General features: G+C 73.3%; 11 protein-coding genes. All 11 read right to left on the bottom strand.

Annotated features, from left to right (window positions below):
• On the bottom strand, positions 1-566 hold a 566-nt coding region (locus A6Q81_RS08310), incomplete at its 3' end, for a TetR/AcrR family transcriptional regulator (RefSeq protein ID WP_286690151.1).
• Between the two features lie 30 nt (positions 567-596).
• Positions 597-1,058: a hypothetical protein gene (locus A6Q81_RS08305; protein ID WP_067855843.1), complete on the bottom strand. Its 462-nt coding sequence runs from the start codon at positions 1,056-1,058 to the stop codon at positions 597-599.
• 461 nt (positions 1,059-1,519) lie between these two features.
• The gene (locus tag A6Q81_RS08300; RefSeq protein WP_286690150.1) at positions 1,520-2,344 is read right to left on the bottom strand and encodes a PHP domain-containing protein; all 825 of its coding nucleotides are present in this window, start codon (positions 2,342-2,344) and stop codon (positions 1,520-1,522) included.
• A gap of 9 nt (positions 2,345-2,353) precedes the next feature.
• The gene (locus tag A6Q81_RS08295) at positions 2,354-2,926 is read right to left on the bottom strand and encodes a histidine phosphatase family protein (RefSeq protein WP_286690149.1); all 573 of its coding nucleotides are present in this window, start codon (positions 2,924-2,926) and stop codon (positions 2,354-2,356) included.
• Complete coding sequence (locus A6Q81_RS08290; RefSeq protein ID WP_286690148.1) at positions 2,926-3,969, bottom strand: MaoC family dehydratase; 1,044 nt, start codon at positions 3,967-3,969, stop codon at positions 2,926-2,928. Before A6Q81_RS08290 ends, A6Q81_RS08295 begins: the two co-directional genes overlap by 1 nt.
• A 68-nt stretch (positions 3,970-4,037) precedes the next feature.
• On the bottom strand, positions 4,038-4,532 hold the full coding sequence (locus tag A6Q81_RS08285; RefSeq protein ID WP_067855831.1) for a YflT domain-containing protein: 495 nt from the start codon (positions 4,530-4,532) through the stop codon (positions 4,038-4,040).
• A gap of 61 nt (positions 4,533-4,593) precedes the next feature.
• Positions 4,594-7,203, bottom strand: a complete 2,610-nt coding sequence (locus A6Q81_RS08280; RefSeq protein ID WP_286690147.1) for a DEAD/DEAH box helicase family protein — start codon at positions 7,201-7,203, stop codon at positions 4,594-4,596.
• Positions 7,204-7,229: 26 nt separating this feature from the next.
• The gene (locus tag A6Q81_RS08275; protein ID WP_286690146.1) at positions 7,230-8,126 is read right to left on the bottom strand and encodes an alpha/beta hydrolase; all 897 of its coding nucleotides are present in this window, start codon (positions 8,124-8,126) and stop codon (positions 7,230-7,232) included.
• A gap of 1 nt (position 8,127) precedes the next feature.
• Positions 8,128-9,321 (bottom strand): acyl-CoA dehydrogenase family protein, encoded by a 1,194-nt coding sequence (locus A6Q81_RS08270; protein WP_067855822.1) that lies wholly within the window; start codon positions 9,319-9,321, stop codon positions 8,128-8,130.
• A gap of 128 nt (positions 9,322-9,449) precedes the next feature.
• Positions 9,450-10,325: a DMT family transporter gene (locus A6Q81_RS08265; protein WP_286690145.1), complete on the bottom strand. Its 876-nt coding sequence runs from the start codon at positions 10,323-10,325 to the stop codon at positions 9,450-9,452.
• Positions 10,322-12,142 (bottom strand): vWA domain-containing protein, encoded by a 1,821-nt coding sequence (locus A6Q81_RS08260; RefSeq protein ID WP_286690144.1) that lies wholly within the window; start codon positions 12,140-12,142, stop codon positions 10,322-10,324. Before A6Q81_RS08260 ends, A6Q81_RS08265 begins: the two co-directional genes overlap by 4 nt.
• Positions 12,143-12,183 lie beyond the last annotated feature (41 nt).

Raw genomic sequence — 12,183 nt, 5'->3', positions numbered from 1 at the left:
GGCCGCAGCCGGGCGAGCGGGTCGTCGGCCTGCCGGCCCTCCCCGGTCCGGGTGGGCTCCATGAGCTCGATGCCGACGAAGGCCGACGCGGCGAGGTCGGTGAGCACGTCGGCGTCGAACAGCTCGCCCACGGGTGACGTCGCGAGCAGCCGCTCGAGCGTGGGGCGGACCGCGCCGGTCCAGAGCCCGATCGCCCGACCCGCGGCGGTCGCGAGGTCGGGGTTGCCGTGGGACGCGGCAAGGATCTGGCCGAGGACGGCCACGTTGCCCTCCTCGCGCTCGTCGGCACGCACCTGCTCGGCGACGTCGATGAGGCCGGCCCAGGTGGTGACCGCGTCGAGCGCGGGCCGGTGCCGGTCGACCCGCTCGCTGGTGAGCACGTGGCAGGCCTCGGCGACGAGCCCGTCGACGGTGCCGAAGTGGTAGAAGACCAGCGCCTGGTTCACGCTGCCGGTGGCGGCGATGGTGCGGGCCGACAGCTTCGCCATGCCCTGCTCGCGGATGGTCTGCATCGTGGCGTCGAGGAGTCGGCGCCGGGTGGCCAGCGTGCGGGGGTCGTCGCTCACGCACCGAGCCTAGCCGCGTGGTCGACGACGTCATCGACGTGCCGTCGTGGGGCGCAGCGCCTTCCGGAGCGTGTGGAGCACCGGCCAGGCGGAGAGCAGGCAGACCGGGACGGCGAGGACGAAGGTGAACTCGTTCCCGGGTCCGGTGAAGGCGCTGCACGCAAGGGCCAGTCCAACCAGGGTGACGGCGCAGACGAGCCAGGGCGCGACGTCGCCGAGCGGGCGGACGGCGACGAGCAGCAGGCCGGCGAGCAGGCCCGCCACGAGTCCGGTGAGCAGCCCGATCGGTACGGCGACGACCATCAGGATCAGCAGCATCGCCACCCCTTCGTCGAGGTCGGCGACGCTGACTCCGTCGAGGACGGCCCCGGACACCATCCAGCCGAGCACCACCCCCGCGGCCGTCACCGGGCCCCAGCACAGTCCTCCCAGCCAGACGCGACAGATCACGTCGGTGCCGGTGGGCGGTCGGGTGGTCGTCGGGGTGTCCATGCGTGCCTCCTTTTTTGAGCGGTCGCTCAGTTGAAGCATGACAGAGTTTGAGCAGATGCTCAAGAGCCTTCGTCGAGCTCTCGTCGATCTGCCGGCACGTCGGCCCGGCTCCTCGCCGGCCTGCGCTCCGAGAGGGCCTCGACCGGGCGACTGGCGACGGCGCTGGTCTGGGGTCTCGGGCTGTGGATGGGTGCTGGGGTGGACGCAGGATTCTGCGTTCGCGCGTCACAGGGCCAAGGATGCTTCGTTTGCTACGGGATCCCGTCGTGAAGGCAGAAGCGTTCGGCCTCGCCCGCGTGAACGAAGAATCCTGGGTGCCCTTTGCGTTGGGGAGACACGAGATTCTCCCTTCTCGCGGCACGGTCCACGAGAAGGGAGAACCCTTGCCGCCTTCAGCCTCCCCAGCGGTGGTTCTGCCACCTCACGAGCGCTCAGGAGGTGGCGGATCCACCGCCGAGGGGTCAGCCGAGGAGGCGCTCGTACTCCCCCGGGTCGGTGAGGTTGGCGCCGAGGTGGAAGGCCGACGACTTGCCTGTTCCGTGGTAGTCGCTGGAGCCGGTGACGACGAGGTCGAGGGCGCGGGCGACGTCGCGCAGGCCGCGGCGGGCGACGTCGTCGTGGTCGACGTGGTCGACCTCGATGCCGTCGAGGCCGAGGGCCGCCAGCTCCTCGAAGGCGTCGGCCGTGAGCACGCGGTCGCTGCCACGCGACCACGGGTGGGCGACCACCGCCTGGCCGCCGGCGTCCTTCAGCAGCCGCACCGCGCCGAGCAGCGGAGCGGCGTAGCGCTCGACGTACGCGCGGCCGCGACTGTTCAGCCAGCCCTGGAACGCCTCGTCACGGTGACCGATGTAGCCCTTCGCGACCATCGCGTCGGCGATGTGCGGACGACCCGACGCCGCCGCGGCTCCCGACTGCAGCGCGACGTCCTCCTCGGTGATGTCGATGCCGTGCTCGGCCAGCCGGGCGAGGATGCGCGGCAGGCGCTGGTCACGGCCCCCCAGCACCCGCTCCAGCTCCTCGACCAGGGGCGGGTGCGCCGGGTCGAAGGCGTAGCCCAGCAGGTGCACGCTCTCGCCGTGGAACGTCGTGGAGATCTCGATGCCCGGCACCACCACGACACCCTCCCGCTCGCCCGCAGCACGCGCCTCGTCCCAGCCGGTGGTCGCGTCGTGGTCGGTCAGCGCCACGACGTCGAGCCCGGCGAGCGCCGCGTTGACCACCAGCTCGGCGGGCGTGTCGGTCCCGTCGGAGCGGTTGGAGTGGGTGTGGAGATCGATCCTCACGAGGTCAGGCTAGAGGGTCGGGCCGACGTTCCAGCGCTGCACCACGGGCTGGCCGCGGTCGTCGCCCAGCACGGAGTAGGTCGCGGTGTCGAGGTCGAAGATGCGCCCGTCCTGCACGGGCAGGCCCAGCCAGCGCGCCGCCAGCACCCGCAGGCTGTGCCCGTGGGCGAAGACGAGCACCCGGCCGCCCGTCGCGCGCACGCGCTCGACCACCCGGTCGAGCCGGGCCCCCACCTCGTCGGGGGTCTCGCCACCTGGCACCGGGTGGTCCCAGATGGTCCAGCCCGGCACCGACTCGCGGATCTGCGGCGTCGTGAGTCCCTCGTAGTCGCCGTAGTCCCACTCGGCGAGGTCGTCCTCGACCGTCGCCTCCGTGAAGCCGGCCAGCGCGGCCGTGCGTCGCGCGCGGAGCCGGGGACTGGTGAGCACGAGGTCGAAGTCGACGTCCGCCAGCGCGGGAGCGAGGGCCTTCGCCGTCGCCTCGCCCGCCGCGGTCAGCTCGATGTCGGTGCGGCCCGTGTGCCGACCCGCCAGGCTCCACTCGGTCTGCCCGTGCCGCACCAGGACCAGGGTGGCACCCATCAGCGCGGCACCAGGGCCCAGAGGTCGAGGTCGAGCAGCACGCCCTCGGCGTACTTCCCGTCGTCACCGCGCAGCGTCGTCGTCTCGTCGCGTCCCTTGGTGGCGACGAGCCGCAGCCGCAGGGCCCCCACCCCGGTGCCCTTCCAGGCTGCCGGGGCGGCCTTGTCGAGCACCTCCGACCAGGCGTACACGGTGTCGCCGGCGAACGCGGGCGCCACGTGCGAGCCGGCGTTGATCGCGGCGACGAGCTGCGCGTTCGCCAGCCCGTTGAAGGACAGGGCACGGGCCAGCGAGATCACGTGGCCGCCGTACACGAGTCGTCGACCGTCGGGGCGGGCCTCGGTGTTGAAGTGCACCTTGGCCGTGTTCTGCCACAGCCGGGTGGCCATCATGTGCTCGGACTCGCTGAGCGTGACGCCGTCGACGTGGTCGATGGTCTCGCCGACCGTGTAGTCGTCGAAGCGGTGCGGCTCGCCGGCCGCGGTGGTGTCGTAGGCCGAGAAGTCCAGGCCGGCGGGCAGCACGAGGTCGTCGGGCGCGACGACGTCGGCCACCTCGGGCACCACGGTCTCCGGGGCGGGTGCGTCGGCGTCACGTTTGTGCACCATGACCCAGCGCACCCAGTCGAGCGCGACCTCGCCCCGCTGGTTGGTGGCGGTCGAGCGGACGTAGACGACGCCCGTGCGGCCGTTGGAGTTCTGCTTGAGGCCGATGACCTCCGAGCTCGTGCGCAGCGTGTCGCCGGTGAGCACCGGACGGTGGAATCGGCACTCGGCGTAGCCGAGGTTCGCGACGGCGTTGAGCGAGACGTCGGGCACGGTCTTGCCGAACGCGACGTGGAACGCCACCAGGTCCTCGACGGGGTGCTCGGGGAGACCCACGGAGGCCGCGAACTCCGCCGACGACGGGATCGCGAACCGGGTCGGGTAGATGGCGCCGTACAGCGCGCGGTCACCGTCGGTGATCGTGCGGGGCGTCGCGTGCTCGATCACCTGCCCGACGTGGAAGTCCTCGAAGAAGTTGCCGGGGTTGGTCTTGGTCATGGCTCTCCTGGGTGGCGCCCCACCGCCGTCGGCGGGGCGGAGGGGCACGGCGCGGGGCCGCGGGACGGTCAGGCGAAGGGGTTCTGGCGCGCCTCGGGCAGATCGGCGATGAGCTCCTGCGCCCGCGCGCGGTGCTTGTGCTCGACCAGCACCTCGTACTTCGTGGCCACGACGCTGCTGACGGAGCTGAAGTCGCGACGGCCGCGGGTGGCGGCGTAGCCGAGCAGAGCCCAGACCACGCCGAACACGATGCCGATGCCGAGCCCGCCGACGACGCTCTGCAGCAGGGTGCTCTCGCTGCTGAAGAGGCTCAGCAGCAGGCCGACGAACACGCCGAGCCATGCGCCCGAGGCGGCACCGGCGCCGGCCACGCGGCTGGTGGTGAGTCGCCCGGTGACACGCTCGACCTGCTTGAGGTCGGTGCCGACGACGAGGAGGTTCTGGACGGGGAACTCCTGGTCGGACAGGTGGTCGACGACCTTCTGCGCCGTGGCGTAGTCGTCGTAGACGCCGAGCGACTGCGGGAACTCGAGCGTGAAGAGACCCTGGTTGACGGGAGGCATGTCGCCAGTCTAGGACGCAGCGTCCGGCTCGCCCGCGGACCTCCGACCTGCGGACGCGCGTTCAGGACCAGCTGGAGCGCAGCAGCGTCACGACGTCGAGCGGGGTGGTGCCGTAGGCCGACGTCAGCGCCGCCTCCCCCGCGGCCGACGTCGACGCGACGACCGTCGCCGGGCCGAACCACCGCGCCCAGGCGTGCTCGAACGCACGGCGCCGTGCGACGTTGCGCGCCAGCTCCGTCGGCACGGCGTACCAGGTGCGCGCCACAGGTCGAGCACGGCCGAGCAGCACGCGCCAGCCCGTGCCTGCGGTAGGCGGCGGCGCCTGGTGACGCGCGACCAGCCACCGAGGCGCGACGAGGGGCCCCAGCAGCTCCTCCAGGAGGTCGACGAAGGTCGACGCCGTGGCCGCATCGGCGTCCAGCTCGAACCGATACGTGCCGGTCGCGTCGACCACCGCACGCACCCCCACCGCCCCGGGGCCGCCGAGACCGCCCTGGGACATGGCGTCGGCCACGACCCACGCGTGGGCCGCGAGGCCCGGGTCGCGGGCGGCCTCGCGCGCGGCGTCCCACGGCTCCAGCCGTGCGGAACGGCCGGTGGACACGACACCGTCCTCGCCGATCCGCGCCCATGGTGGCTCGGGTGCGGGCATCGTCGCGGGTTCCGCGCCGTCGCTCCGCCCGACGTCGTCCGGGCGCACGCGGATCGCTCGCCGGACCTCGTCGCGGTACGGCTCGCCGACGCGCCAGCGGGCCCGCACGACGTCGCGCTCCCCAGCGCGTTGCGTCATGTCGAGCGCGACGACGTCGAACAGGTCGGGATCGGGCGGGACGAAGGGCGAGAAGCGGGCGTCCACGTGCGCGACGCCGGAGACGACCTGACCGTCGTCGTCGACGCCGAAGTAGCCGTCGTGCTTGCGCACGAAGCGGCGCCAGTCGGAGTCGCCGCCCGGGTGCTCTGGGGCGACGCAGACGACGCTCCACGTCGTGGCGACCTTGTCGGGCCAGGTCGGGTCGGTGCGCAGCGCCCGACCGCGCGTCTGGGTCACGGCCGACGTCGTCGACGCGGTGGACAGGTCGACCAGCGTCGAGACCCGCGGCGCGTCCCAGCCCTCGCCGAGCAGGGCGCGGGTGCCGACGAGCACGTCGCAGTGGCCGTCCTGGAAGGCCCGCGTGACCAGCGGCGTCCACCGTCGGCTGGTCCATGGGCCGACGAGACGGTGGAGCCGGTCCTCGGCGCCCTCGAGCGGCTCGGTGCGCAGCTCGAGGTCCGGGGCGATCCGGCCCAGCACCTCGACGAGACGCCGCGCCGTGGCGTCCCCGGCCGCGACGGTGCGTCCGGTGAGCAGCACCGGCTCGAAGCCGCCGCCGAGGAGGGCGTCCATGACCTCCAGCGCCGACCCGTGCTCGGCGGGGGCGTCGCGGAGCACGAGTGACGACGTGGGTGAGGCTCGCTCGTGGTCGCAGACGACGACCGCGCGCAGCCGCTCGCCCAGCGCGTCCCGCTCGGCCTGCAGCACCGCGGCGGCCGCCCGCATCTTGCCGGCGCTGCGCGAGAGCACGCGGTCGACCGAGGACCCCGCCCCGCTGACCCCACGCCGCGTGACGCGGAACCCGATGCCGGGCATGGCCCGGCGCAGGTCCTCGAGCACGCTGCGGTCGGCGTCGACGTCGCTGCGGGCGAGGCAGCCGCGCACCCAGTCGTCGACGAGCCGCGCCCAGTCCTCGGCGGTCAGGTCGGTGCGATGCTGCTCGCGCAGGACGGCGTCGCGCGGGAGGTCGAGCAGGTCGGCGTGCACGAGCCGGAGCACCGCCGTGGCCAGGGCCGGCTCGTCGCGCTCGAACGTGGTCCACGGGACGGGCAGCTCGCCGATCCTCCGGTCGAACCAGGTCAGCAGCGGCACGGAGCCGTACCCGGGGCTCAGGAGCTCCGTCGTCAGCTCGGCGAACCGCACGGCCGACGACGCGAGCCACGCCTCCTCCTCGGCGGAGGGCCGCACCAGCCAGGCCAGCTCCGCGAACGGGGCGAGGTCGCCCTCGCGGACCGCCGCGGGGATCGAGGCCTGGTAGGCGAGGTCGCCGAACAGCTCCTCGACCTGCTCGGCCTGTCGACGGGTGAGCACGCCCGGCGGCGTGGCCGTGAGACCGAGGACCAGCACGTCCTCGAGCGGGTCGAGCACCTCGCGCAGCAGGGCGCCCCAGGTCTCGAGGAGGTGGTGGCACTCGTCGAGCACGACGGTCAGCGGACCTGCCTCGCGCAGTGCGGCCACGAGCGCGCGTCCGTTCTCGTGCAGCCGGTCCACGAGCGGACCCGACCCACCTGCCGACGCCTCCGCGTCGTCGTCCTCGTCGTCCGGGGAGAAGGTCGCGATCGCCTGGTAGGTCAGGACGGTCACGTCGGCGGCGAGGTCGCGCTCCGGGCTCGCGGGGCCGACGCCGTAGCGCGCCCAGGTCGCGATCCACTGCGCCTGGATCGCCGTGTTGGGCGCGAGCACGACAGCCCGACGCCCCTCGGCGGCGAGCCGCGCCGCCACCAGCTCCGTCCCGAGCACGGTCTTGCCCGCGCCAGGCGGCAGCGACACCCAGGACCTGCGCCGACCGGCGGCGCGCGCCCGCTCGAGAGCGTCGAGCGCCTCGGCCTGGAAGCGGCGCAGCGCGAACGGGCCGGTCATGCGCCCATCATCGCGCCGCGGTCCGCTCAGGTCGCCGGGACGTGCCGCTGCAGGAACGCGAGCTCGTCGCGGACCGTCGTCTCGAACTCCTCGCCCACGTAGATGTCGAAGTGTCCGGTGTCGCGGCGCACCACCTCGCCCTGCGGCGCCTTGGCGACGTGCTTGAGCGTCGCCCTCGCCGGCGCCACCGTGTCGCGCTCGCACACGACGAAGAGCGCCGGGCAGCGCAGCCGCCGCGCCTTCGCCCCGGGCCGGCCGAGCGCGATGTCGAGCGCCACGCGGGCGGCGACCTCGTTGCGGAAGGTCGAGCCCTCCTCCACCAGCGCCAGGTAGCCGGGCACGGCGTCGGGGGCCGTCATCAGCGCGACCGTGCCCGGCTCGCCGGCCAGCGGGATGCTGCGGGGGCGACGCCCGAACCAGCTGCCCACGAGGTCGCTGAGCGCCCGCAGCGTCACGCGCAGCGACGTGAGGGGGGCGACGGCCAGGCTGGAGGCCAGCCCGTCGGTGTACGGGCACTGCGACACGACGGCCGCGACCGACGGGTCGTCGGCGGCCACGGCGATGACGTGCCCGCCCGAGAACGACGAGCCCCACAGCACGGTGCGGGAGGCGTCGACGCCGGGCAGCGTGCGCGCGAACGCGACGGCGGCCGCCCAGTCCTGCCGCTGACGACGCACGGACAGCAGCTGGCGCGGCTGTCCGTCGCTGGCCCCGAAGTGGCGGTAGTCGAAGACCAGGCAGACGTACCCGGCGTCGGCGAACCGCTCGGCGAACGCGTCGAGCCGCATCTCCCGGACGCCGCCCAGGCCGTGCGCCATGACGATCACAGGTCGAGCCGCTCCCCCGTCGCCGTCCGGCCGATAGAGCCAGGCGGCGACGGTGGTGCCCTGCGACGCGAACGTGACGTTCTCGCGCACGCTCATGTCAGAGCTTGTAGTCCTTGAGCAGCGCGCGCCCGATGATCATCTTCTGGATGTCGGACGTGCCCTCGCCGATGAGCATGAACTTGACCTCACGCATGAGGCGCTCGATCTCGTACTCCTTGGAGTAGCCGTAGCCACCGTGGATCCGGAAGGAGTCCTCGACGACCTCGTTGGCGTACTCGCTCGCGAGCATCTTGGCCATGCCGGCCTCGACGTCCATGCGCTTGCCGGTGTCCTTCAGCCTCGCGGAACGGACCATCATCGCGTGGATGGTCTCGACCTTCGTGGCCATCTCGGCGAGGCGGAACAGCACGGCCTGGTGGTCGGCGATCTGCTTGCCGAAGGTCTTGCGCTGCTGCGCGTAGGCGATCGCGAGCTCGAAGCCGCGGATCGCGAGGCCGCAGGCGCGGGCCGCGACGTTGACGCGGCCGACCTCGACGCCGTCCATCATCTGGAAGAAGCCCTTGCCCGGCTCGCCGCCGAGGATCTGGTCAGCGGAGATCTGGTGGTCCTCGAGGATGAGCTCGGTCGTCTCGACGCCCTTGTAGCCCATCTTGGCGATCTTGCCGGGGACGGTGACGCCCTGGGCGGTCTCGCCGAAGCCCGGCTCCTTCTCCACGAGGAAGGTCGTCATGTTCTTGTAGACGGAGTCGGCACCCTCGTCGGTCTTGCAGAGCACCGCCACGAGCGTGGAGGTGCCGCCGTTGGTCAGCCACATCTTCTGGCCGGTGATCGAGTAGGAGCCGTCGTCCTTCTTCGTCGCCTTCGTCGAGACGGCCGAGACGTCGGAGCCGAGGCCCGGCTCGGACATCGAGAACGCGCCGCGGACCTCGCCGACTGCCATCTTCGGGAGGTACTTCTGCTTCTGCTCCTCGGTGCCGTGCTGCTGCAGCAGGTAGGCGACGATGAAGTGCGTGTTGATGACGCCGGAGACGCTCATCCAGCCGCGAGCGATCTCCTCGACGACCAGCGCGTAGGTCAGCAGCGACTCGCCGAGACCGCCGAACTCCTCAGGGATCGTCAGGCCGAAGACGCCGAGCTCCTTGAGCCCCTCGATGATCTCGGTCGGGTACTCGTCGTCGTGCTCGAGCTGCTGGGCGACCGGGATGATCTTCTCGTCCACGAAGTCGCGGATCGTCTCGAGGATCGCGGTCTGCTCCTCGGTGAGGTTCTCGGTGCTGGCGAGGCGTCCCATGCGTTGTTCCTCCGTCTCGTGGGTGACACGCCGACGATACCCGCGAGTAACGTCCAGCACCGCAGGACTCCCCGTGAGCCGTCGCACAGGACGCCGACGGGCCCGTCCACCCGACGGGTGTCGCGCCGTCAGGCCACGGGCTCGACCGGCTCGGTCGGCGCCCGTCGGGCCCGGACGACCACGGCGAGGCCCACCAGCACCAGCAGCAGCCCGACGTACACGCCGGCGGGCGGCGCCTGGCCGAGGAAGACCGCGGCCAGCAGGGCCGCGCCGGGCACCTCGAGCAGCAGGACGAGCGAGATGACGGTCGGGCTCATGACGGCCAGCAGGTGGTTGAACAGCGAGTGGCCGAGCAGCTGCGCGCACACCGTCACCGCGGCCAGCAGCAGCCACACGTGCGCGTCGTAGCCGACGAAGGAGGCACCGGTCGCGAGGCAGCCGACCGCGAGCACCGCGGCGCACGTGCCGTAGCAGAACGTCGTGTAGTGGGTCGTGCTGAGCCGACGTCGCGCCGACTCCCCCGCCACCAGGTACAGCGCGGCGCCGAGCCCGCCGACCACCGCGAGCAGGTCGCCGAGCAGCGCCCGGCGCGAGACCGTCAGGTCGACACCGGACACGACCAGGACGCCGACCGACGCGACGACGCAGCCGATCAGCACCGCACGTCCGGGACGCACGCCGCGCAGTCGGTCGACGAGCACCACCCAGACCAGCTGGGTGCAGGTGAGCGCGGTCGCCGCGGCCACGGTCGTGAGCTTCAGCGCCCCGACCCAGGCGGCGAAGTGCACCGCCAGCATGACCCCCGCGAACACGGTGCCCCGCAGGTCGGCCCAGCGCAGGCCCGTGAGCGCGGTACGGCTCCGCACCGCGAACGGCGTGAGCACCGCGGTCGCGGCGGCGTTGCGCCAGAGGGCGATGACGAGGGCCGGCGCCGCGGTGGCCGCCATGAGCGGCCCCGACGCGCTGACCCCCAGCAGCCCGACGACGACGAGCAGCCAGGTCACGGGGCCCGCCGCCGACGCAGCATCACGACTGATCCGCCGACGAGGGCGACCACGACGAGTCCCGCGACGGCGAGGAGCCACGACGCGGGCCCGGCGTCGTCGGTGGCGGCCTCCGCCCGCGGCTCGGGCTCCACGTAGGCCGGCACCCCCGCCTCCTCCCCCGCGACCGACGTGGTCAGGGTCAGCGGCACCTCCCCGACCTCCTCCGCGGTCGCGGCGGAGGTGGGCAGCACCGTCACCGAGCACCAGGCGTCGCCGGCGAGCTGGAACGCGCGCACCGTGTCCGAGCTCGACTCACGGTTGCGCAGCACCACGGGCGGCGACGCCGCGTGCAGGTCGAGGGCCCGGTCGCCCCGCCACTGGGCGCGGGCCGTGCGCGCGGAGGAGTCGTCGGCCAGGGTCTTCATCGCCCCGTACACGCGCACCTGGGCGGTCACGCCGACCGCGCGCCCGAAGGCGCGGGCCGCGCGGTCAGAGGTGCCGAGGGTCGCGTCGCAGACGGCGGAACGGCCCCAGCCCACGTCGGGCAGGCGGTAGAACAGGGTCTCGCCGGGCAGCACGGTGTCCTCGTAGGTGCCGGGCGGCGTCGGGGGTGCCGACGAGAAGTTCGGGCCGCCCACCACGGGCACGGCGTCCGCGGCGGCACGTCCGGCCTGGACCTCGTCGGAGAAGCCGCTCGCCCGTCCGAAGGCCGCAGGCAGGGCGGAGGCGTCCTCGACCTCGGGCTCGGTCCGCACGAGCAGCTCCAGGCCCTGGACCTCCTCGTTGTTCGAGGTCACCGTGGCGACGTACGGACCTCCGCCGCAGTCCTCCCGGTCGGTGGCGGACAGCGTGAGGGCCGCGGCGATCGGCGCGCCCCCGTTGCTCGCACCCTGGGCGGTCTCCCGCGCCGGCGACCCGCACGGCGTGCCGTCCGCGGACACGACCCCGACCTCGACCGAGGAGACCCCGGTGAACCCCCGCGTTGGCAGGGTCGCGGCCGCGACGTGGAACGTCCCGCGGCCCGGGTCGGGCAGGCGGTAGTGCTCGGGGCCGGAGTCGCCCACCGTGTCGAGCCACTGGCCGTCGGTCACCGCGGGGGCGTCCTTTCGCGTCGTGCCGCCCTCCACCGGGCGACCGGCGGGTGCGTAGCCGCGGGCGGCGCGCACCGACGTCCGGGTCAGGGTGTCCTGCAACCGGCTCACGTCCTGCACGTCGTAGTAGGTGCCACCGCCCGCCGAAGCGATGCAGGTGAGCTGGGCGCGCGAGGCCGGGTCGACCTGCAGCCCGACGACGTCGACGTAGAAGTCGGCGCCCTTCTTGCGCAGGTCGGCGGCCACCTCGCACGGGTCGCCACCGCAGTTCTCCTCCCCGTCGGACACGAGCACGATGCTGCGGGGTCCCTCGGTGGGCAGGTCGCCGTACGCCTGGCGCAGCGAGTAGGCGATGGGGGTGTTGCCGAGCGGACGCAGCCGGTCGACGCCGGCCCGCAGCGCGCCCCGATCGGTTCGCGCCACCGGGGCGAGGAGCTCGGTGTCCTCGCACGAGCCGGGGCCTTCGCTGATGGTCGACCCGTAGACGCGCAGACCGACCTGCGCGTCGTCCGGAAGGTCCTCGACCACGGCGCGGAGCCCGGCCTTGGCCTCCGTCATCCGCGTCGCCCCGGCCCCGCCGGGCTCCTTCATCGACCCCGAGCCGTCCAGCACAAGGACGACCGCGCCGCCGCCCTGGGCGGGCCGGTCCTCGCTCGGCGCGGCCGCTCCGGCGCCGACCAGCGTCGACCAGGCGAGCAGCAGCGTGACGCCGACGGACAGCGGCATGAGGGACCCGCGGGACATGGCCGCGAGTCTAGGCCCACGCGGCACGGCCACGGCGCGGC

The sequence above is a fragment of the Aeromicrobium sp. REDSEA-S38_B2 genome, assembly GCF_001628525.1.
Taxonomy (GTDB): Bacteria; Actinomycetota; Actinomycetes; order Propionibacteriales; family Nocardioidaceae; genus Aeromicrobium; species Aeromicrobium erythreum.
Note: the sequence above shows the minus strand (reverse complement) of the source record. Positions and strands in the feature narration are given on the sequence as shown.